Source organism: Bradyrhizobium sediminis (genome assembly GCF_018736105.1).
Lineage (GTDB): Bacteria > Pseudomonadota > Alphaproteobacteria > Rhizobiales > Xanthobacteraceae > Bradyrhizobium.
In genome coordinates, this window is record NZ_CP076135.1 from 3,121,696 (window position 1) to 3,143,992 (window position 22,297).

The 22,297-nt window shown below is 63.9% G+C and carries 19 protein-coding genes; 4 read left to right on the forward strand and 15 right to left on the reverse strand.

Translation table 11 applies throughout. The features are described 5' to 3' along the window. Nucleotides 1–69: 69 nt before the first annotated feature. The 15 genes from pyrH to KMZ68_RS14940 form a co-directional block, all read right to left on the reverse strand. On the reverse strand, nucleotides 70–786 hold the full coding sequence (gene pyrH / locus KMZ68_RS14870; RefSeq protein WP_215612041.1) for a UMP kinase: 717 nt from the start codon (nucleotides 784–786) through the stop codon (nucleotides 70–72). A 70-nt stretch (nucleotides 787–856) separates the two neighbouring features. After that, entirely contained in the window at nucleotides 857–1,780 is a 924-nt protein-coding gene (tsf, locus tag KMZ68_RS14875) for a translation elongation factor Ts (protein WP_215612042.1), read from the reverse strand. A gap of 134 nt (nucleotides 1,781–1,914) precedes the next feature. Continuing rightward, entirely contained in the window at nucleotides 1,915–2,913 is a 999-nt protein-coding gene (locus KMZ68_RS14880) for a 30S ribosomal protein S2 (protein WP_215612043.1), read from the reverse strand. Between the two features lie 182 nt (nucleotides 2,914–3,095). After that, nucleotides 3,096–6,608 (reverse strand): DNA polymerase III subunit alpha, encoded by a 3,513-nt coding sequence (gene dnaE, locus KMZ68_RS14885; protein ID WP_215612044.1) that lies wholly within the window; start codon nucleotides 6,606–6,608, stop codon nucleotides 3,096–3,098. Nucleotides 6,609–7,079: 471 nt separating this feature from the next. Beyond that, complete coding sequence (locus tag KMZ68_RS14890; protein ID WP_215612045.1) at nucleotides 7,080–7,280, reverse strand: hypothetical protein; 201 nt, start codon at nucleotides 7,278–7,280, stop codon at nucleotides 7,080–7,082. Between the two features lie 219 nt (nucleotides 7,281–7,499). Then, the gene (locus tag KMZ68_RS14895) at nucleotides 7,500–8,225 is read right to left on the reverse strand and encodes an ABC transporter ATP-binding protein (RefSeq protein WP_371741332.1); all 726 of its coding nucleotides are present in this window, start codon (nucleotides 8,223–8,225) and stop codon (nucleotides 7,500–7,502) included. Next, complete coding sequence (locus KMZ68_RS14900) at nucleotides 8,206–9,486, reverse strand: lipoprotein-releasing ABC transporter permease subunit (protein ID WP_215612046.1); 1,281 nt, start codon at nucleotides 9,484–9,486, stop codon at nucleotides 8,206–8,208. Before KMZ68_RS14900 ends, KMZ68_RS14895 begins: the two co-directional genes overlap by 20 nt. A gap of 75 nt (nucleotides 9,487–9,561) precedes the next feature. Further along, on the reverse strand, nucleotides 9,562–10,881 hold the full coding sequence (gene proS, locus KMZ68_RS14905; RefSeq protein ID WP_215616348.1) for a proline--tRNA ligase: 1,320 nt from the start codon (nucleotides 10,879–10,881) through the stop codon (nucleotides 9,562–9,564). A 187-nt stretch (nucleotides 10,882–11,068) separates the two neighbouring features. Next, nucleotides 11,069–12,643, reverse strand: a complete 1,575-nt coding sequence (locus tag KMZ68_RS14910; protein ID WP_215612047.1) for a copper resistance CopC/CopD family protein — start codon at nucleotides 12,641–12,643, stop codon at nucleotides 11,069–11,071. A 9-nt stretch (nucleotides 12,644–12,652) separates the two neighbouring features. Further along, complete coding sequence (locus KMZ68_RS14915; RefSeq protein WP_215612048.1) at nucleotides 12,653–13,174, reverse strand: YcnI family protein; 522 nt, start codon at nucleotides 13,172–13,174, stop codon at nucleotides 12,653–12,655. A gap of 8 nt (nucleotides 13,175–13,182) precedes the next feature. Next, nucleotides 13,183–13,716: a copper chaperone PCu(A)C gene (locus KMZ68_RS14920; protein WP_215612049.1), complete on the reverse strand. Its 534-nt coding sequence runs from the start codon at nucleotides 13,714–13,716 to the stop codon at nucleotides 13,183–13,185. Between the two features lie 147 nt (nucleotides 13,717–13,863). Next, on the reverse strand, nucleotides 13,864–16,083 hold the full coding sequence (locus KMZ68_RS14925; protein WP_215612050.1) for a TonB-dependent receptor family protein: 2,220 nt from the start codon (nucleotides 16,081–16,083) through the stop codon (nucleotides 13,864–13,866). Nucleotides 16,084–16,176: 93 nt separating this feature from the next. Continuing rightward, the gene (locus tag KMZ68_RS14930; protein WP_215612051.1) at nucleotides 16,177–16,557 is read right to left on the reverse strand and encodes a DUF2946 domain-containing protein; all 381 of its coding nucleotides are present in this window, start codon (nucleotides 16,555–16,557) and stop codon (nucleotides 16,177–16,179) included. Nucleotides 16,558–16,738: 181 nt separating this feature from the next. Further along, nucleotides 16,739–19,042 carry a TonB-dependent receptor gene (locus KMZ68_RS14935; protein WP_215612052.1) on the reverse strand — a complete coding sequence of 768 codons (2,304 nt, stop codon included), beginning with the start codon at nucleotides 19,040–19,042 and terminating at the stop codon, nucleotides 16,739–16,741. Between the two features lie 161 nt (nucleotides 19,043–19,203). Then, nucleotides 19,204–19,659: a DUF2946 family protein gene (locus tag KMZ68_RS14940; RefSeq protein WP_215612053.1), complete on the reverse strand. Its 456-nt coding sequence runs from the start codon at nucleotides 19,657–19,659 to the stop codon at nucleotides 19,204–19,206. A gap of 340 nt (nucleotides 19,660–19,999) precedes the next feature. On the opposite strand from KMZ68_RS14940, the gene KMZ68_RS26240 reads away from it, so the two are divergent. From KMZ68_RS26240 to KMZ68_RS14955, 4 genes are all read left to right on the forward strand, one after another. Next, nucleotides 20,000–20,326, forward strand: a complete 327-nt coding sequence (locus tag KMZ68_RS26240; RefSeq protein ID WP_371741333.1) for a hypothetical protein — start codon at nucleotides 20,000–20,002, stop codon at nucleotides 20,324–20,326. A 40-nt stretch (nucleotides 20,327–20,366) separates the two neighbouring features. Next, on the forward strand, nucleotides 20,367–21,104 hold the full coding sequence (locus KMZ68_RS14945; RefSeq protein ID WP_249779366.1) for an SCO family protein: 738 nt from the start codon (nucleotides 20,367–20,369) through the stop codon (nucleotides 21,102–21,104). Beyond that, entirely contained in the window at nucleotides 21,104–21,343 is a 240-nt protein-coding gene (locus KMZ68_RS14950) for a hypothetical protein (protein WP_215612054.1), read from the forward strand. The genes KMZ68_RS14945 and KMZ68_RS14950 overlap by 1 nt, the downstream gene beginning before the upstream one ends. 87 nt (nucleotides 21,344–21,430) lie before the next feature. After that, a complete protein-coding gene (locus KMZ68_RS14955; protein ID WP_215612055.1) occupies nucleotides 21,431–22,144 on the forward strand; it encodes a sulfite exporter TauE/SafE family protein in 714 nt (237 codons plus the stop codon). Nucleotides 22,145–22,297: the final 153 nt, after the last annotated feature.

Sequence of the window (22,297 nt, forward strand, 5' to 3'; positions counted from 1 at the left end):
GCTCTCCCCTCCTGAAAACTGATCGTCGAGGCCGTCCGGCTCGCGCACGCGGGATGCGTCACCAGCCCATCAGCCGGCGACGATGGTGCCGTGGCCGGTGCCGCGCAGGATCGCGCCTATCGAACCCGGCTCGGCGATCGAGAACACGATGATAGGCAGCGACGTCTCGCGGGCAAGCGCGAATGCGGTCGCATCCATCACCTTGTAGCCGCCTTCGATCGCCTGTGAATGCGTCAAGCGGTCGAACCGCTTGGCGGACGGGTCCTTTTTCGGGTCGGCGGTGTAGACGCCGTCGACATTGGTGGCCTTCAGCACCGCATGGGCGCCGATTTCGGCTGCCCGCAACACCGCCGTGGTATCGGTGGTGAAGAACGGATTGCCGGTCCCGCCGCCGAGCAGCACGATTCGGCCCTCGGCGAGATATTTGTGCGTCGCACCCCGGGTATAGAGTTCGCAGACCTGCGGCATCACGAACGCCGACAGGGCCTTGGCCGGGGCCCCGCGCCGCTCGATTGCGGCTTCGAGCGCAAGGCAGTTCATCACGGTGGCCAGCATGCCCATGGTGTCGCCGGTCGGACGGGATACGCCGCGGGAGGATACTTCGACGCCCCGCACCATGTTGCCGCCGCCGACAACGACCGCGACCTCGACGCCAAGCTGCCTGGCGGCGATCAGGTCGCCGGCGATCCGGTCGATGGTCGGCTGATCCATTCCGAACGAATGCGCGCCGGCAAAATATTCGCCCGAAAGCTTGATCACCACCCGACGATAGACCGGCTCAGCCATTGTTAGTCGCTTTCCCCTGGCCAGCGCGGCCGCTCCGGCGCGAGCACGCCGGAAGGAACACTTCCGGCCGTTATTTCTTGCCGCTGGCGGCGGCGACCTCGGCCGCGAAATCGGATTCCTGCTTGTCGATTCCCTCGCCCAGAGCATAGCGCACAAATCCCGTGATCTTCACAGGCGCGCCGATCTTACCCTCGGATTCCTTGACCGCCTGGGCGACCGATTTGGCGTTGTCATGAATGAAGGCCTGCTCGAGCAGGCAGACTTCCTTGTAATAGGTCTTCAAACCGGACTCGATGATCTTTTCGATCACGTTCTCGGGCTTGCCCTGCTGACGGTATTTGTCGGCCAGCACGTCCTTCTCGCGCTTCACGACCGCGGGATCGAGCCCTGCCGGATCCAGCGCCTGCGGGTTGGCGGCGGCCACGTGCATCGCGAGCTGACGGCCGAGCGCGGCCAGCTCCTCGGTCTTGCCGGTGGATTCCAGCGCCACGATCACGCCCATCTTGCCGGCGCCTTCGACCACGGCGTTGTGCACATAGCTCGACACCACGCCCTTGCCGACTTCGAGCGAAGCCGCGCGGCGCAGCGTCATGTTTTCGCCGATGGTCGCGATCGCGTCCGAGACCGCGGTCTCGACCGTCACGCTGCCGACCTTCGCGGCCTTGATCTTTTCCACGTCGGCGCCGGCTTCGAGCGCGACCTGGGCGATCATCTTGACCAGTCCCTGGAACTGCTCGTTGCGCGCAACGAAATCGGTCTCGGAATTGACCTCGACCACGACGCCCTTGGTCCCTGCGATCAGCGTGCCGATCAGGCCTTCCGCAGCGACGCGGCCGGCCTTCTTGGCGGCCTTCGACAGGCCCTTCTTGCGAAGCCAGTCGATCGCCGCCTGCATGTCGCCGTCGTTCTCGGCAAGCGCCTGCTTGCAGTCCATCATGCCGACGCCGGTCGTCTCGCGCAGGTCCTTGACCATCGCCGCTGTAATCGTTGCCATCGTTGAACGTCCTTCCTGCCTGTCAGGGCGACCGCGGCGCGGCCGTTGCCGCCTCGCCGCCGTCCACCATCAGGGAATGTCGTATTTGAAACCGAATTTGCGGCCGGGAAATTCCGGCCGCACGCATCAGGTTGTTATTCCGCTTCCGCGGTCATCGCCTTGGCCTGGGCTACCCAGCCATCGGCGCGGGACGGGAGCCCGACCTCTTCGCCGATCTTGTGCGCGGTGTCGTGATCGAGTTCGGCCAGCTGCCAGTAATGGAAGATGCCGAGATCGTTGAACTTCTTCTCGATCGCGCCGGACACGCCGGTAAGCTTCTTGAGGTCGTCGGCGGTGCCGCGCGGCCCGGCGAGACCCTGGAAACCGGTGGGCTGGGATGCCGCGGGAATCGCTTCGCGAACCGGCTGCACGGAGGCGCCGATATCGATCCCGGACTCGCCCTGCGCGCGTGAGATACCATCGATCACGGCGCGCGCGATCAGATCGCAATACAGCGAAATGGCGCGGCCGGCGTCGTCATTGCCCGGGACCACGTATGTGATGCCCTTGGGGTCCGAATTGGTATCGACGATCGCGGCGACCGGAATGTTGAGCCGCTGGGCTTCCTGGATCGCGATGTCTTCCTTGTTGGTGTCGATCACGAAGATCATGTCGGGCAGACCGCCCATGTCCTTGATGCCGCCGAGCGAACGGTCGAGCTTGTCGCGCTCGCGCTGCAGCGTCAGCCGCTCCTTCTTGGTGTAGGCGTTGGCGTCGCCCGAATTGAGCACTTCCTCGAGATGGCGCAGCCGCTTGATCGAACCGGAAATCGTCTTCCAGTTGGTCAGCGTGCCGCCGAGCCAGCGCGAATTGACGAAGTACTGCGCCGAGCGCTTGGCGGCCTCGGCCACGCCGTCCTGCGCCTGGCGCTTGGTGCCGACGAACAGGATACGGCCGCCCTTGGCGACGGTATCGCTGACCGCCTGGAGCGCGCGATGCAGCAGCGGCACGGTCTGGGCGAGATCGATGATGTGGATGTTGTTGCGGGCACCGAAAATGTAATCCGCCATCTTCGGATTCCAGCGGTGCGATTGGTGGCCAAAGTGAACGCCAGCTTCGAGCAGCTGACGCATAGAAAACTCGGGTAGCGCCATGGTTCAATTCTCCGGTTGGTTCCTCCGGAAGCGTGTGAGCATACGAGCCTTCTCGGCCCGGCTGCCACCGGACGGCCTTTTGAGCCATGCTTCCGTGTGAGATGGCGCGGTATATAGCGGTATTTTCGCGAGAAGCAAGGAAATATGGCCGGTTTGGGGGGGGCAATCGTCCCCTCGCCCACCTACAACTGCTGCACGTCCACCACGCCCGAAACCGCCTTGATTGCGCCCGCGATCTGTGGCGAGACCTTGAAACGGCCGGGAAGCTTCATTTCCACCTCGGTTTCGAGGTCGAGCATCATCACCAGCGAGACGTCGCCGTCGGCGCCGCCCGCGGGCGCGGGAGCCGGTTTGGCCTGAAGGCCGCGGGCCGGTCCGCCCGGCGGCGCGGCCTCGGGCATCTGCAGCCGCCTGGCGATCGACTCGAGCGGCCGGGTGTCGCGGACGAAAATGCGAAGACCCTTCTGGGTCTTGGCCGCGGCGGCGTCGAGCGGCTCGGCGTGAAGCACCCTCGCCCGCACGTCTTCGCCCTGCAGCTCGGCACCGAGCTGCAGCAGCACCGCAGCCCCTGGCTCCAGCACGTCGCGATACTGCGCGAGCCCCTCGGAAAACAGCACCGCTTCGAAATGGCCGGTCGGATCCGACAGCCCCATGATGCCCATCTTGTTGCCGGTCTTGGTCCGCCGCTCCATGCGCGACACCACGGTGGCGGCAACCTTGCCGGCGGTGGCGCCGGTTTTGACCGCGCGGGAAAATTCCGCCCAGGACTGCACCCGCAGCCGCTTCAACACCGTGGCGTAGTCGTCGAGCGGATGGCCGGAGAGGAAGAAGCCGATGGCGTCATATTCGCGCCGCAGCCGTTCGGCCGGCAGCCAGGGTTCGATCTGCGGCAGCATGATGGTCGGCGCGTCGGCGGCGCCTCCGAACATGTCGTTCTGCCCCATGGTCGCGGCCTCGTGGCTGCGCTGGCACGCGCTGAGGATCGCCTCCGCGCCCGCGAACACCCGCGCGCGATTGGAATCCAGCGCGTCGAAGGCGCCGGCCGCAGCCAGGCTCTCGATCACGCGCTTGTTGATCGCGCGCGGATTCACCCGCGCGGCAAAATCGGCCAGCGAGGTGAACAGGCCGTCCTTGCGCGCCTCGACGATCAGTTCGACCGCCTGGTGGCCGACGCCCTTCAGGCCCGCTAGCGCGTAATAGATGGTGCCGTCGCTGACCTCGAAGGTGGCGCCGGAGCGATTGACCGAGGGCGCCTCGACCTTGATGCCGAGCCGCTGCGCTTCGGCACGAAACTCGCTGAGCTTGTCGGTATTGGAGAGATCGAGTGTCATCGACGCCGCCAGGAACTCGACCGGGTAATGCGCCTTCATGTAGGCGGTGTGATACGACACCAGCGCGTAGGCGGCGGCGTGGCTCTTGTTGAAGCCGTAGTCGGCGAACTTCGCCAGCAGTTCGAAGATGGTGTCGGCCTGGCCTTTCGTCACATTGTTCTTCATCGCGCCGGCGACGAAGATCGCGCGCTGCTGTTCCATCTCCGAGCGGATCTTCTTGCCCATCGCGCGGCGCAGCAGGTCGGCGTCGCCGAGCGAATAGCCGGCCATGACCTGCGCGATCTGCATCACCTGTTCCTGGTAGATGATGACGCCGAAGGTCTCCTTCAGGATCGGCTCGAGCATCGGGTGAAGGTATTCCGGCTCTTCGTCGCCGTGCTTGCGCGCGCAATAGGTCGGGATGTTCGCCATCGGACCCGGGCGGTAGAGCGCCACCAGCGCGATGATGTCCTCGAAACGGTCGGGCCGCATGTCGACCAGCGCCCGCCGCATGCCCTGGCTTTCAACCTGGAACACGCCGACCACGTCGCCGCGCGCCAGCATCTGGTAGCTCTTGGCGTCGTCGAGCGGCAGGGTCGCGAGATCGACCTCGACGCCGCGCTGCTTCAGCAGCTTCACGGCGACATCGAGCACCGTCAGCGTCTTCAGGCCGAGGAAGTCGAACTTCACCAGCCCTGCAGGTTCGACCCATTTCATGTTGAACTGGGTCACCGGCATGTCGGATTTCGGATCGCGGTAGAGCGGCACCAGCTCGCTCAGGGGCCGGTCCGATATCACGATGCCCGCGGCGTGGGTGGAAGCGTGCCGGGTCAGCCCCTCCAATCGCTGCGCGATGTCGAAGGCGCGCGCCACCACCGGATCCTCGTCGCGGAACGCCTGCAGCTTCGGTTCGCTCGCGATCGCCGCCGCCAGCGTCACCGGTGCGGCGGGATTTTGCGGCACAAGTTTTGTGAGTTTGTCGACCTGCCCATAGGGCATCTGCAACACGCGCCCGACGTCGCGCAGCACGCCGCGCGCCTGCAAGGTGCCGAAGGTGATGATCTGGGCGACCTGATCGCGGCCGTAGCGGCGCTGAACATAGTCGATGACCTCGCCGCGCCGGTCCTGGCAGAAGTCGATGTCGAAGTCGGGCATCGACACGCGTTCCGGATTGAGGAAGCGCTCGAACAGGAGGCCGAACCGGATCGGATCGAGATCGGTGATGGTCAGGGCATAGGCGACCAGCGAGCCCGCTCCGGAGCCGCGGCCCGGTCCGACCGGAATGCCCTCCGACTTCGCCCATTTGATGAAGTCGGAAACGATCAGGAAGTAGCCCGCATAGTTCATGCGGGTGATGACATCGAGTTCGAAGGCGAGCCGGGCGCGATAGCTTTCCTCGGTCTGGCCCGGCGCGAGGCCATGGACCTTGAGCCGGTTGCCGAGGCCCTGCTCGGCCTGACGGCGCAGCTCGGCCGCCTCCTCGCTCTCCGCTTCGGCGGCATTCGAACTCGCGCCGACCGTGAAGCGCGGCAGGATCGGCTTGCGCGTCCTCGGGCGGAACGAACAGCGCTCGGCGATCTCGACGGTCGATGCCAGCGCTTCCGGAATATCGGCGAACAGCACCGCCATTTCGGCGCGGGTCTTGAAGCGGTGGTCCGGGGTGAGCTGCTCGCGATCGGTTTCGGCGATCAGACGTCCGCCGGCGATGCACAAAAGCGCGTCATGGGCTTCATAGTCGTCGGTGGCCGCGAAATACGGCTCGTTGGTCGCGACCAGCGGCAGGCCCTTGGCGTAGGCCAGATCGATCAGGCCGGCCTCGGTGCGGCGCTCCTTGTCGATGCCGTGGCGCTGCAATTCGACGTAGAGCCGGTCGCCGAACAGGCTCGCCAGCCGGTCGCAGCGGGTGGCCGCCAGTGCTGCGTGATCGGCGCCGAGCGCCAGCGAGATCGGGCCGTCGGGACCGCCGGTCAGCGCGATCAGGTCCTCGGCGTCGCCCTGCAGCCATTCGAACTTGATGTGCGGGGCCTGATGGATTGGCGTCTCCAGGAACGCCCGCGAGTTCAGCCGCATCAGGCTGCGATAGCCGCGCTCGCGCGCCGCCAGCAGCACGATCCGCGATGGTCCTGCGGCAAGCGCATTGCGCGCGTTCGGGTCCTGGTCGCCGAAATCGATCACCAGCTCACAGCCGATGATCGGCTGGATGCCGTAGCCGGCCATCTTGTCGGAGAATTCCAGCGCCCCGAACATGTTGTCGGTGTCGGTCAGCGCCAGCGCCGGCTGGCGGTCCGCTTTCGCCAGTTCGCCGAGCTTCTGGATCTTGATCGACCCCTTCAGCAGCGAATAGGCGGAATGGACGTGGAGATGGACAAATCCGGCATTGGACATGGTTGCCGACGGTCTTGAGGTCATGGCGGTCAAGCGATCAACTGGCGTGAGGGGGGCAGTCCGCCCTCAAGGGCCGACTCGCCCCGCAATGGTGATGCCTCAGCCCGGACGTGTCCACGCAGAAGGCCCCCTTCCAGTCCGCCGTCCGGCTTTTCCCCAGGGTGGCCGCGATGTCCCGAACGGGTGTCGGCCATGTCCCCGAACGCTCAGAGCTGGGGAATCAGCTGCGCCCACACCGCGATCATCCCGACAAACAGCGTGATCGACGCCAGCGCTGCCGCTTCTTCCACGAATGTCTTCAACATGCCCGACTCCTGAAAGTGAGAACATATGAGGAACATTGTTCCTTTTTTGTTCTCGGAGTCAAGGGGCGGCATATGGGTCGGATTGGGAAGCGAGCCCCGTGGTTAATTCCGAAGTTGAGCCGACACCCGTCCTGGACCGCCCCGGCGGTCCCTTGGGCAGGGACCTCTATTTCGACTCGCAATCCAGCGTGACCGGCGGGTTGGCGCGCTGACCGCAGGCGACGATCGCCCCGGTCCAGCGATCCAGCCGGTAGACGCCATTGGTGGCCATGCCGGCGCCCGCGGCGACCAGTTCCCACCGGAACAGGACGAGGAGCGCCACGCTGATCACGACCGCGGCGATGATGGTCCCGATGGAATTCTGCATGGCCTAACTATGCCTGCCTGGAGGGAAGCGGTTCAAGCCGTTATCGCAGGATGACGGCGATCCGGCCCGGAGCCGGTTCCGATTGAGCCAGTGCCCCTGACGCAGCGCAGCACGAGTACTGCGAGCGAGGGGGCCACCTTACTGTGCATGGGGTCGTTTTCGCGTTTTTTGTCCAGGCCGCCCTGCACTGCCGGGGGGACGCCGTGCCCAGCCCTCAAGCTAGTCCAGCTCGACGACCTGACCCTCTTCGAGCGACACGCGGCGGTCCATGCGGCCGGCCAGTTCCATATTGTGGGTCACGATCAGCATCGCGACGCGCGTCGCCTTGACCAGCTGCATCATCGCCCCGAACACGTGGTCGGCGGTGTGGGGATCGAGGTTGCCGGTCGGCTCATCGGCGAACAGCACGCGCGGCGCATTGGCGACCGCACGCGCGATCGCCACTCGCTGCTGCTCGCCGCCCGACAGTTCCGCCGGCCGGTGCTTGATACGGTCGCCGAGGCCGAGATAGGCAAGGATTTCGGTGGCGCGCTTGACGGTCTCGGCGCGTTTGAGGCCACGGATCATCTGCGGCAGCATGACGTTTTCGAGCGCAGAGAATTCCGGCAGCAGCCGGTGCGACTGGTAGACGAAGCCGATGTCGGTGCGGCGGATCAGGGTTCGCTCGATGTCCGACAATTGCGAGGTCGGCGCACCGCCGATATAGACCTCGCCGTCATCGGGCGTCTCCAGCAGGCCCGCGATATGCAGCAGCGTCGATTTGCCAGCGCCCGACGGCGCCACCAGCGCGACCGACTGCCCCGCCCACAGCGCAAGCTTGGCGCCGTTGAGAATGTTCAAGGTCTCGGTGCCTTGGGTGTACTGGCGCTTTATCTCGTGGAGATAGACGACCGGTACATCTTGTGCCTCCTGCTCCATCTCGCCCTCACTCGTACCGGAGCGCATCGACGGGGTCGAGGCGCGCGGCACGCCACGACGGATAGAGCGTGGCGAGGAACGACAGCGTCAGCGCCATGATCACGACAGCGGCGGTCTCGCCGAAATCGACCTCGGCCGGCAGCTTGGACAGGAAGTAGAGCTCCGGCGAAAACAGCTCGGTATTGGTGAGCCAGGACAGGAATTGCCGGATCGATTCGATATTGAGGCAGATCAGGAGACCGACGAAAAACCCGGTCAGCGTGCCGACCACGCCGATCGCAGCCCCCGTGATCAGGAACACCCGCATGATCGAGCCCTGCGAGGCGCCCATGGTGCGCAGGATCGCGATGTCGCTGCCCTTGTCCTTCACCAGCATGATCAGGCCCGAGACGATGTTCAAGGCGGCGACCAGCACGATCATGGTCAGGATCAGGAACATCACGTTGCGTTCGACCTGCAGCGCGTTGAAGAAGGTCGAGTTGCGCTGCCGCCAGTCGACCAGGAACACCGGCCGCCCCGCCGCCTCGGTCACGCTCTTGCGGAAGGCGTCGATCCGGTCGGGATTGGTGGTGAACACCTCGATCGCGGTGACATCGTCCTTGCGGTTGAAATAGGCCTGCGCCTCCGGCAGCGGCATGAACACGAAGGTGCCGTCATATTCCGACATGCCGATCTCGAACACCGCGGCGATCTTGTAGGGCTTGATGCGCGGCGTCGTGCCCATCGGGGTCACCGCGCCCTTCGGCGCCACCAGCGTGATGCTGTCGCCGGCGTGCAGCGACAATTGATCGGCGAGCCGGCGCCCGATCGCAACGCCCTGGCCCTCGTCGAAACCTTCGAGCGTGCCCTGTTTGATATTCTTGGCGATCGAGGTGAGGTTGTTGAGATCGTCGGCGCGAATGCCGCGAACGAAGACGCCCGATGCGTTGAACGGCGAGGATGCCAGCGCCTGGCCGTCGACGACGGGGGCTGCGAGACGGATGCCCGAGACCTGGTTGATGCGCTCGGCGACGTCCTTCCAGTCGGTCAAGGGCGATTCCAGCGGCTGTACCAGCAAGTGCCCGTTGAGGCCGAGGATCTTGTCCAGCAATTCCTTGCGGAAGCCGTTCATGACGGCCATCACGATGATCAGCGTGGCGACGCCGAGCATGATGCCGAGGAACGAGAAGCCGGCGATGACGGAGATGAAGCCTTCCTTGCGGCGGGCGCGCAGATAGCGCCCGGACAACAGCCATTCGAACGGTGCGAAAGGTGGGGTTCGAACTGGCTCGCTCATGGCATCATCCATAGTTCGATTTTCACACGATTCGGGCTAATTGTGGCCGTAGCGTCTGATATTCCGGCGCCCGCGGTGGATAATTCGTCACGAGGCGAGCTTCGCCACCACTTCCGCCGGGGTCAGATTTTCGCGCGACCCGTCGCTGCGCCGCTTGAGTTCGAGTTTGCCTTCGGCGAGCCCCTTCGGGCCTACCAGAATTTGCCAGGGAATGCCGATCAGGTCGGCGGCGGCGAACTTTGCGCCGGCGCGCTGGTCGGTGTCATCGTACAGCACCTCGACGCCCCTGGCGTCGAGTTCGCGGTAGAGCTTTTCGCAGACCGCATCGGTGTCGTCGGCGCCCTGCTTCAGATTCAGGATCGCCGCCTTGAACGGCGCCACCGCCTCCGGCCATTTGATGCCGGCATCGTCGTGGCAGGCCTCGATGATGGCGCCAACCAGCCGCGATACGCCGACGCCGTAGGAGCCGCCATGGATCGCCACCTCGGCGCCGTCGGCGCCGGCCACCAGCGCCTTCATCGTGTCCGAATACTTGGTGCCGAAATAGAAGATCTGGCCGACCTCGATGCCGCGGGTGTGCACCTTCTTGTCGACGGGCACTTCGCGATCGAAGCGCGCGGCGTCGTGGACGTCCTCGGTGGCGGCGTAAACGGAAGTCCATTGCTTGATGATCGGGCTGAGATCGGCCTCGTAGTCGACCTCCTCGCCGGGCACCGGAAGATTGAGCACGTCGCTGTCGCAATAGACCGCGGACTCCCCGGTCTCCGCCAGCACGATGAATTCGTGGCTGAGATCGCCGCCGATCGGGCCGGTCTCGGCGCGCATCGGGATCGCCTTCAGCCCCATCCGCGCGAAGGTGCGCAAATAGGCGACGAACATCCGGTTGTAGGAACGCCGCGCCGCGGCCTCGTCGATGTCGAAGGAATAGGCATCCTTCATCAGGAACTCGCGGCCGCGCATCACGCCGAAACGCGGGCGCTGCTCGTCGCGGAATTTCCATTGAATATGATAGAGATTGAGCGGCAGGCTCTTGTAGGACTTGACGTAGGAACGAAAGATCTCGGTGATCATTTCCTCGTTGGTCGGCCCGTACAAGAGTTCGCGCTTGTGCCGGTCGGTGATGCGCAGCATTTCCGGACCATAGGCGTCGTAGCGGCCGCTTTCGCGCCAGAGATCGGCGAGCTGCAGCGTCGGCATCAGGAGCTCGAGGGCGCCGGCGCGGTTCTGCTCCTCGCGGACGATCTGCTCGATCTTCTTCAGGACCCGCAAGCCCAGCGGCAGCCAGGCATAAATGCCCGCCGCCTCCTGCCGCATCATGCCCGCGCGCAGCATCAATCGATGCGACACGATCTCGGCCTCCTTCGGATTTTCTTTGAGGATGGGCAGAAAGAACCGCGACAATCGCATGGGGCACCAGAAGAATCGGTCGGACACGGGAGAGTGCCAGTGAAACCGGATCGGCTGCAAAAACACAAGGGCGGCGCCGGAAAAAGCCGCTAAAACAGCAGATTACCCGCCATCTTTAACGCCCGACATTGACCCTGCGATTAAGGCGCAAACGGGGCTCAAGTGAAACCCGCCGGGGACATCCCGATCAGGGCCCCGGCACGTCGAATTCGTCCTCGAGCGTGATCCTCTCGAAATCCGTGACCAGGGCGTCGATGCGGAGATGCCAGCGGCCGGCCACGGGGATCGGCACATCGCGGACGTGCCAGTAGCCGTCGGCGCCCAGCAGCGCCTTGCGCTCCAGCGGCTCGATGCCGCGCTCGGGCAGGCTCAGCGCCAGGGTCGCCTCCCTGGCGGGCAACGGGCTGCCGTCGCCGTTCATCAACTGCAGTATAAAACTGTCGGTGCCCACTTTGCCCGGCGAAACCAGAACCTGGAATATCGCCGTCTCGGTGTGGATATGGATCGCGAGCGGGGTGACGGCGGCGGCAGCGAGCGCGCGTGGCGGCGGCGCGAAGCGCCAGCCGGCGACGACCGCCAGGATCGCCACGACGACGATGCATTCGGCCAGAATCGACCGCAGCAGCGGGCGCGTGTTGGCGGGATCGCGGGCCAGCCGAGGGGTCAGGCGATAGCGGTTCAGCGCCGCGAGGCCCAGCAGCAGGAGCACGAGCGTGATCTTGATCGAGAGGATCATTCCATATTTCGTCTCGATCAGGTCGCGAAAACCCTGCAGCTGATTGAGCGCGAGCGTGAGCCCGGTCAGCACCAGCAGGCCCACCACCGGCACCGCCGCGCGCGAGAAACGTTGCAATACGAAAAGCAGCCCCTCGGTCCGCTGCCACGCCATCGCCGCCAGCGGCGCGAGCGCGCCGACCCAAAAGGCAACGCCTGCGCCATGCAGGAACATCGAAGGCCGGGTCAGCCATTGCGGGGATGCGCTGGCGGCATGACCGCTGGATGCCAGCGACAGGCCGACGCCGGCCAACGCCAACGCCGACAGCATGGCGGCGGTGCCCGTGACCTCGCTTCGCAGGGCAACGATGGCGGCGATCATCGCCACCGCTGATATCAGCAAGGACGGAAACAAGCTCGTCAGCGCCGCGGCTTTCCACGGCGCCGCCGTCAGGATGCCGCCGAGCGGCAGATCCAGCAGATCGAGCCCCTGCCCCCCGAGCGATGCCGCCGCGCTGACAAGCCCCAACGTCAGGGTAGCGGCGGTCAGCCGCGCACCAATCCGCACGCGCCCGATCCAGCAGGCGAAGAACGTCCCGCCGATGCCCGCGAACAGCCCGAGATAGACGCCGATCCGCGCCAGCCAGATCAGGCCGTTCAACGGGCCGGCCCTTGCCGGATTCGCCGCCGATCCCGTCGGGGCGCCGATCGAAAACACCAGAGATCCCGCGACCGGGTGGCCGTCTTCCGAGATCACGCGATAGCTGACGACCTGGGTGCCGCGCGGCAGCTGGTCGGGCAGCGCGATGACGATGGTTTCACCAACCCCGCTCACCGTCGCGTCGTCGCGCGCCCTGCCCTCGGCATCGATCAGCCCGACGACCGCCGGCGTCACCGCTTCGTTGAAACGCAACTGAACCGACTTCGGCGCCTGCGACAGGACGCTGCCGTCGCCGGGCTCCATCGACACCAGCACGGCATGCGCCGACGCGCCGGTTGCCGACCCGAGAACCAACAGCAACGCGGCGAGGCCGGCGATGAGACGCATCGCGAAACCCTATGGTTTGGGCACCAGCTTGACCCCCGGCGCCGGCGACTTGCCATCATGGCCATGGCCGGCACGGCCTTCGGCCGGGATATCGATCCAGCGGCTCACGCCCTGCTCGCATTCCTGCACCACCGGAAAATACAGCGTGCTGTTGGGCCTGAGCCCGCCGGTCAGATAGGTGCTGACGACGAATTCATCGTAATTGCCGTCGGCCAGCTTGCCGCCGCTCCACACCACTTCCTTGACGCCTTCCGAGAATTTCTTGCCGTGGTAGTCGTACTCGGTGGCGTATTTTCCGCTGATCGCCTCGACGCTCCAGCCGGCCTTCGGCATCGGTTTCACCGCAATCACGCCTTCGGGAATCTGAATGCGGATCTTGACGGTGGCCGAACCGGCGCAGCCATGCGGCACGGCGAACACCGCCTTGTAGGATGCGCCGATCGTCGCCTGCTTGTTTTCCAATGAGACATGCGCGCCGGCCCGAGACGCTGCGAGCGCGGCAATGGCCGCGAGAAAGATAGCCCTCGACATCGTCGGCCTCACTTCTTCATGCCGGAATGATCGGGCATGCCCTTCATGTCGTGACCGCCGGAATGGCCCGCGCCCGCGGGAGCTTGCGCGCCCACGCCCTGCACATCGAGCGACAGTTTCACCTTGCCCGCCTTCTCGAACTCCAGCGTGACCGGCAGCTTGTCGCCCTGCTTGAGCGGGCTCCTGAGATCCATCAGCATCAGGTGATAGCCGCCCGGCGCAAGCTTGACCGTCTTGCCGGGCTCGATGGCGAGACCCTTGTCGAGTTGGCGCATGATCATGACGCCGTCCTTCATGGACATCTCGTGGACCTCGACCCTGGCGGCAACATCCACAGCACCGCCGATCAGACGATCCGCTGCCGAGCCCTTGTTCTCGATGGTGAGGTACCCACCCGCCACCTTGGCGCCGCCCGGCGTGGCACGGCTCCATGCCTGCGTGATCACGAGGTCGCCGGCCTTGACCTCCTCGGCGCCCGCGGGCGCGGCCAGCAGAGTTGCGAAGGCAACGGCATAAGCGAGGGTACGTGCGATGTGTTTCATGTGTCTCTTCCTTTTCTTGCGTGAACGAGTAGGTCGCCATGATGGGGTGACGTCGCGTCAGAATTTGAGAACGATCGGGTTTCCCTTATGGCGGCGATTGTCAACGATTCCATGCCCGATCTCCGTCCGCCGGGCCTGCGGTCCACTTCACCAGCGCGCCTTGACGCCGGCATACACGGCACGACCGTTACCCGGCTCGAACAGCGGCGATGCCGGATTGGCCCGGTCGATGACGCTGGCGGAGGCAATGTAGGCCTTGTTGCCGATGTTCCTGGCTTCGACATACATCGAATAGGTTCCGCCGTTGTCGACGCCTGCCTTGAGTCCCCAGATCGCATAGGGTTCGGTCTTCAGCGTGTTGGCGCTGTCGACGAAATAGGACTCAGGCACCCATTCGAGATTGGGGCCGATATAGAAGCCACTCGGATGCTTATAGAGCATCTCGGCCCGCAGATAATGACGCGGGGCGCCCGGCAGCTGATTGTTGCCGAAGGTCGGGTCATTGTCGAAGCGGAAATCGTTGAACGTGTAGGCGAGGTTGAGCCAGACCTTGTCCGGCGCATTTCCCGCGACGAAGATGTTCCTGAACACCGCGGCGCCGACACCCGCCTCGATGCCCTGATGAATGGTGCGGTCGAGATTGGTGACGTTGCAATTGCCGAACGAGCTGTATTGGCACTGCAGCTCGTCGCGGATGTTGGCACGATAGGCGACCAATTCCCAGGTGAAGTCGGGACGTTTGCCGCGCGTGCCGATTTCGTAGGTCGTCGCGATCTGCGGCCTGATCAGGAAGAATGGAATGGTTGGGTAGTTCGGATTGAGGAAATTCGGGCTGACGCTCTCCCCGAAACTCGGCACCTCGGCGCTGCGCGAAATGTTGCCGAAAACCTGCCAGGTCGGATCGACGTCCCACAGCAGGCCGACCTTGGGGCTCCACAGGCTGAAGGTGCTGCGGCCGTTGACGTCGCCATTGGTCGAGAAGTTGACGACCTGGTCGCGCACGGCAAAGAGATATTGCGTTCCCGCCACGAAGGCGACATTCGGCACGAAATAGAACGAGTTTTCCGCAAAGGCCGAATAGTTTTCCGGCTTCTGTGTCAGGGAGGATGTGGGCGTTCCCTTGAACCCGCCGGTGTTGACGAATTGCCGGGCATCGTTGGTGCCGTTGAGAATGTTGACCCCGGCCACGAACCGGTTGCGGAAACCGCCGATGATCCGGTCGTCGGTGACCTTTGCGAAGCCGCCATAGTCCTTGTAGCGATAATCGAGCCACTGGAAGATCGGGTGCATCAGATGCCGGTCGACCGCAAACGCGCCAAGATCGAGGATCGTATTCTCGAAGCGGATGGTGGTCTTGTTGGCGACGCGGACGGTGTCGATGTTGCGTTGCCAGTCATTGATGACGTTTCCGACCGCCGCCGTCTCCGGCGAGGAAAGAGCGATAGGCTTGGTGACGGAGCCCGGGATGCGCTGCCGAACGTCGTTCGCGTTCAGATAAAACCGGGTCTCGACATCCGGTGAAAATTGATAGCCGACATTGCCGCTGACCCGCGTGGCCTGCCCGCTGCTGTGATCCCTGAATCCCTCTGCCGCCTGGGTGGATGCGGTAATGAAGCCATCCCACGGGCCATTCGTACCGCCCGCATTGGCTTGCAAGCGGCGGAATCCAAACCCTCCGAGATCAGCCGACACGCCGTTGGGAAAGGGATCGCGGCCGGTCGGTGTGACGAAGTTGATGGCGCCGCCGAGCGAATTGGCACCGAACTGCAGCGCATTGGCGCCCTTGTAGACCGCGACATATTTGTAGGCGGTGGGATCGATTTCCTGGAAATCGCCGTAACCGTCGGCGGTGTTGATCGGAACGCCGTCCATGTAGAGCTGGACGCCGCGCAGATGGAAGTTGCGCGACAGGCCGGAGCCCCGGATCGAAAGTCTCGTGTCGTCGCCCCATTTCGGCTGCGCAAACACGCCGGGAACGTAATCGAGAACATCCTTGATGGTATTGGCGACGGTCGAGTTCCGGTAGGCCGCGGCGGGAACGATGGCGACGCCGCCCGGGGTCTGCTGAATATCGCGCAGCGCCTGTTGCACGGTGAGCACCGTCAGCGCGGGCCCCCTCGCCAGATCGTTGGCGATTGGTGCAACCGTCGCGTTGCCGACGCGGGCTGCCCGCGGCGTTCGCGCGCCGCTGCGTTGCGGCGGACGGACCGCGGCAGCCCGCTTTTGTTGGGGAGCCTCTACGGTGACCGGCGGCAGCTGGCCTTGTGGATTGCTTTGGGCCCCAGCTGAAACGGGAATGAAAATAGCGGCCGACGAAAGCACCACGTTGCGCGCGAACACGCGCGATATCTTATAGACACTGGACATTTAACATTCCTGACACTGGCGCCATGGCCAGCTTGTTGAACGGCGCCGACCGGCGCGGGAGTGACCGCACCGATCGTTCGGGTGTTCGCTAGGTCAGGAAATGGAGGGTGGCGCGCGCGCCTGCGCGTTCGAGCCGACCCTCAGGGCCGGCATCGGGTCTGCAGCTTGCAGCCACGACACTTGCTGGTACTGGCGCTGCAGACTTACAAAGAGCAGCGGGGGCGGTTCGACGGCATTGCCGCCGCCATGACCGGCCGCGCAAAATGCGCAGCAATCGCCGCGGTCGTGCTGAGTGTTGGCCGGAGCCGTCTGCGTATCGTCCGGAGTGGAAGCCGTTCCGGAGCAGATCGACGCCATATAGAGGGGATCCGATACGGCGTGAGCGACCGCGCGAAAAGCCCCGATCGGCGCAATCACTTGCACCATGATCGAGAGCAGCACGATTGGAATGATTACTTCCAGCCGCCGTCGCATGATTTTCCCCAAAACACTCGGGTTTGGTAGCACTCGTCTCACCGCTTGTCGAGATTTTCGCCGCGCGCGCCGAATCTCGATGCCAGAGGAACTCCCCGGGGCACAGGCTGACGGGCCACATTTCAATATCCCGGTCCGGACACTCCCGGGCCGGGATATTGGTGTGTCGGCGAGCCGCGGCTCAAAACTTCACTGTCAGGCGACCGTTGAACGAACGCCCCGGACCCGGCACGTTGTACCCGTAAGCAGGCGACGAACCCATCATTGACACGACCCTGTAATCGACGAGATCGGCGCCGCCCAACGGCAACACATAATAGCGGTTGAACAGATTATCGACACCGAAATCGACCCGGACCGCCTGCCACTGATAGCCCGAGCGCAGATTGACCAGCGCATAAGACGGCGCGGTCAATTCATTGTGGACCTGGTTCACCTGATCTTTCGACCCGACCAGTTGCAGCTCGACGCCGTTGTTCCAACCGCCGAGCGTATGGTCGAACGCCAGCTTCGCGTTGATCGGCATCACGTGATAGAGGTTGACGCCATCAGTGCGTTGGCCGCGGACATAGCCGAGCTGGCCACGGAACACGCCCCGGCCGTACAGCGGATCGTCCCACAGCGCGAGCTTGCCGTCGAGATTGACGCCATAGAGCCACGCATCGTGGTTGGCAAACCGCAGGAACACGAAGTCGTTGGTCTTGGTTAGATTCGCCGCGGTGCACGCCGACATCATCTGGACCGCGCAGCGATCGACGTCGATATAGTCCTGCACGTAGCTGTAGTACGGCGTGACCTTGAATTCCCAGACCTTCTGGGCGGGATCATGCCAGGCAGCAGTGAAGCTCGCCGTGTGGGCTTTCTCGGGCTTGAGGTCGAGATTGCCGACATAGCCGTTGCCGTCGCCAAACCAGCCAATCATGTTCATGGCCATGCCCGAGGTTGACCAGGCGTAGCGCTCATAGAGATTGGGCGAACGCGTCTTGCGGGCGAAGCCCAGTTCGAACTGGCTCAGTTGGTCGGGCTCGTAGCGCACCAACGCGGAACCGTCGAGATTGATATCCGTCCTGGCATGGTCGAGCGCGTTGAACGCCGCGGCATCGGCGCCATACATCATCGCGTTGTACCCCTGGACATTGCCGGTGTTCATCCAGACCACGTCGTTGCGCAGCCCCACCAGCGTCGTCCACTCGCGATCCCAGCGCCGCTCCCACTCCACGAAGGTGCCGAGCCGGCTGCGGCGGCCGTCATTGATGTTGATGAAGCTGTTGGGTCCCATCATCATTGAACCGGCAACGGGATCCCACCAGTCGTCGAGACGGTTGTGGTAAAATTCGTTGCCGACGCGGACCAAGTCCTGCCGCGAAGCCGCGAAGGTCGCCTTCAGCGCGTAGCCGATATCGGACGCCCTGGTATCCATCGGCATCTGGCTGACCTTGTCGGGCGCGATGAAGCCCATGGTGTGGCGAATCTGGTGATAGAAGCCGCTGGCTTCGAGTTTGCCCCAGTCGAACACCCCCTCGTAACGCCCATTGATGAAGGCGCTCCGGTTGTAGACCATGTCCATGTACTGGTTGACATAGCCCTGATACGGAATGAACTGACCGCCGACCTGCACCGTAAACAGGTTTCCGAAACTTTCCTTGGAGATGCTCAACGCATGGTTCTGCGTCTCGTACAGCGTTGACTTCACCTTGGTGCCGTCGGCCGCCTTGTAGTCGCCGGCGCGAACCCAGCCGCCGGTGTAGGTGACGCTGGTATCCTTGTTGGCAAGCGTGGCTGTCGCATCGACGCCATAGGCGTTGCTGATACTGCGGAAAAATCCGGACACCATGACGCTCGACTGCCAACCGCCACCCGTAGCGAATTGCGGCGGCGCTGTCGTCACGTCGATCTTGCCGCCGATATAGTCGCCCCCCACGCTGACCGGCGCGACCCCGAGATAGGCGCGCATCCTGGCGATCATGGCGGGGTTGACGAACGAGAGCGGCGGATTCATCTCGTTGGGACAGGCTGGACTGATCAGCATGCTGTTGATCGCGACCTGGATCCGGTCGGCGCCGAGACCGTTGATCGCGGGCAGGCTCGATACGCCGCCTGCGCCCCAAACCGCTCCGCCGGGAATATCAGCAATCAGCGACGCGGAATCGCTGGTGCCGAGGCCGCGCGATAATGCACTCTCGCCGGAAATCGTTGCGGTGTTGGCGGGCACGGCGAGCCCTTCAGGGCTCCGAAGCGGGACCGGATTCGAAGCATTCACGGCGGGGCCGCGCTGTGTGGTGCGACGGGACGGCACAGCCCGCGATTTGGGCCTCGGCTTCGGCGCGTCCACCAAGACAGGAGGAATGACGCTGGAGGCCTGTGCGTAAGCCGTAGCGGGCGTTAACGACGCCGCTGACAGGAGCGCGAGCGCCATGGATGGCGACAAGAGGGCGCTGGTGACGAGCAAAGATCGGCGAGCGCCGGGCTGAGCGATGGACTGCATGATTATTTCTCGAGTTGAATTCGCAAGCAGCGATTCACTGCCCGCAGGACAATCGTCCGCAGAACCGCCGAGGAACGGCATGGTCGGCGTGACAACAGCGGATGGCCTAATCCATCGCGGACTGCCGCTCACGCGACATCCAAGCGAATGAATTTGTTGGCTTACGCCGCTGCGGGTGGTCCGCGTGCTGAGTGAGAATAGTACGGGGCCGTGTACAGGGCCGGCACGGAAAACGGCAACGCATAAAAAACGCCGACAACGGCCAGCGCCGGCCGTGGCGTCATCAACAGCGATGGCGGCGCAAAGCTGTGCCCGATCACACAGGCGATGCATTTGAGATGGCCTGCTGCGACCCGATCGTGGGAATCCGAAGGGTCTTGCTGGTCAACAGATCTGCAGATCGCCGAGAGCGCCAGCATATTCGACTGGCCTGCGTTTGCCGCCGTCGAAACCGCCGCAAGGGAGGTCTGAAAAATCAACGCGAGCGTTGCGAACCAGATGACGGCAAAACGGACGGCGCCGAGAACATTCCTGCTGCCCGGAAAGCCGCGAGCAGCCGCGGCAACATCCCGGAGCATGCGCCAAAGGCCCGCGCGCTCGCGCGCAGGCCGATTCATCCGCTTCCGGATAAGTTGACGCTGGTGCCGCCCCGTCTTCAATCGAGCCCCTTACCGATGCCGGTTCCCCTAAACATGGAATAGACCGGACAGCAATCCCCCATGCAACCGCTTTTTTGCACGAGCTGGTATTCGACAAATGACTTCCGGTTGAAGCGTTCGAGGCAGAATAGATCTCTTCGCGATACACTTCCAACGAGATGGGCTCTCGCCGGACGGAGCCACGTCCTCTATAGTGTGTCATCGCAGCGATAGGCCTGCTCTGTATGTCTAAGGCATGATGGATCGACGGCAACCGCACTGGAGAGCGTATGTCGCGCTTGTCGCGGCCTGCGCGCTGATGCTTTCGGCTCTGCTATCCAACCTTGCCCCGCAGCCCCAGGGAAAGGCCAATCCGCTCGACAGCCTGTCCATCATCTGCCTGTCGTCAGGCACCGCAGCGACCCAGGACCAGGCTCCCGATACGCCCGCCGATCACCCGCACGACGCATGCTGCATCCTTTGCATGGTCCCCGGGCTGGCTGCGGCCGGTGACGAAATTGGCGTTGCGGCACCGAACTATCCATCGTCGCGCTCTTTTCCGCCGACGCCGCGCATCGCACTGGGCCCGCTTGGTGCAGCCGAACTGTTGCCAATCAAACCCCGCGCGCCTCCACACTTGACCTGAAGCGCTTTGCGGCCCTTGGCGGCCTACGTCTCCCCACTGATTGAACCCGGCAGCGACGCTGCTGGACATGGGCGCAATGCGCGGAGCGCCAAATGCATGCGAATTCCTCCTACCGCGGCCGCCGCCGCGAGGCTTGGCTTCAACTCGAACACACGGTTACTTAGCGATGCCTGCAACCAATCTGAAGGCCGCACGGATCGGGGCGGCGCTTGCCATTCCGATCGTTGTTTTCGCGATTACCATGATCTGGCTGGCCACACGCAAGGATAACAAATTGCCGGCGATGACCGGAATCGGCGGGCCGTTCACGCTCGTCGATCACCGCGGCAAATCCGTCACCGAGCGAGACTATCTGGGCAAACCTACGCTGACCTTCTTCGGGTTCACCCATTGCCCGGATGTGTGCCCGACGACGCTGTTTGAATTGACGACGAGGCTCAAGGAGCTCGGTCCCGACGCCGACCGATTGAACGTTGTGTTCATCACTGTTGATCCAGAGCGCGATACGCCGCAGCAACTCGCGCTCTATCTCTCGTCGTTCGACGCGCGCATCACCGGCTTGTCCGGAACGCCCGAGAAGATATCCGACGCCATGGCCGGGTACCGTGCCTACGCGCGAAAGGTCCCGCTGGAAGGCGGCGATTACACCATGGATCATACGGCAACGATCTACATGATGAACAGCAAGGGGCAATTCACCGGCCTGATGAACTATCAGGAGCCGGAAATGACGGCGCGCGTGAAACTTCGGCGACTGATCGATCTGGGGGCCAAGTGATGAGCCGGACGAACCTGAGGTTACTGACCGCCCATGTCGCTATTCCATTTGCGACCGGGGCCGGATTGGGCGCGTTCTTCCTGTGCGCCGTGTATTACCTGGACGTGGGCAGCATGCGAACGCTGGTCACCGCGAGCGGAGGCAGCATCCTCGACATCGGCCTCATCCCGATCGCCTGCGCCTTCGGTTCGCTGGCGATCGGCACCAACCAGGCGATTGGCTTCCTGATCGATAATTGACAGGGGATCACAACGCAATTTGATACAGCGCAATGATCCCGCGGCTCCGGTGTCGGATACAAGTTCGGTCTAGCTATGGACCCTCCGATGTTCGACTTCGACCAACCGCTGTTTGTTGCCGGACTGCTGCTGGGGCTGTCATCGAGCCTGCACTGCTTCGGCATGTGCTCCGGCATCGCAGCCAGCCTCCATTTCGCCGCCGGTCTCGATTCCCATCGTCCCGCACGCGATCTCCTGGCAACGACGTTGCTGATCAACGCGGGGCGGATCGCCGGCTACGTGATCGCGGGCGCGATCGTCGGCGGCGTCGGTTCGAGCGTATTCGGCGCGTTCGACCAATCATTCAGCCACGCGGTTCTGCGCTGGGCCGCCGCGGCGGCGCTGGGTTGGATCGGGCTTTCGATGCTCGAGGTCCTGCCGCTCCCCGTCATGCTGTATCGGCTCGGCTCACGCGTCAGCAAGGCGATGGACGCCGTCGCGGGTGCGGCACGATTGCCGCCGGCGCTGGGGCTCTTCGTAAGCGGGACGGTGTGGGGCTTCCTTCCCTGCGCCATGGTCTACGCTGCCCTGTTCTACGCGATGCTCTCGGGCTCATGGCTCGGCGGGGCGTTGGCGATGTCCGGTTTTGGACTAGGCACCCTGCCGGTTCTGGCCGGCTCCGGCCTCGGGCTTCCGCTGCTGCGCCGCCGGGCGACCTCGGTATGGCTGCGGAACGGGGTCGGAATCGCCATTATCTTGGTGGGAATCGCCAGCGCCGGCATATCGCCGGCCGAGTTTGCGGCGTGGTGCCGGTCTGGCTGAAGCGTCCCGGCAAGTCAGTCCGCTCCCCTGCTTTTCTTGCCCTCAGTGCTAATTCCTACAGCCGAACACAACCCGCAGTGGTAGAATTCCGATCATTTCGCAGATTGCTCGAATTTTGAACAATCGTTGCTGAAATTGGTGACAAGACGAAAA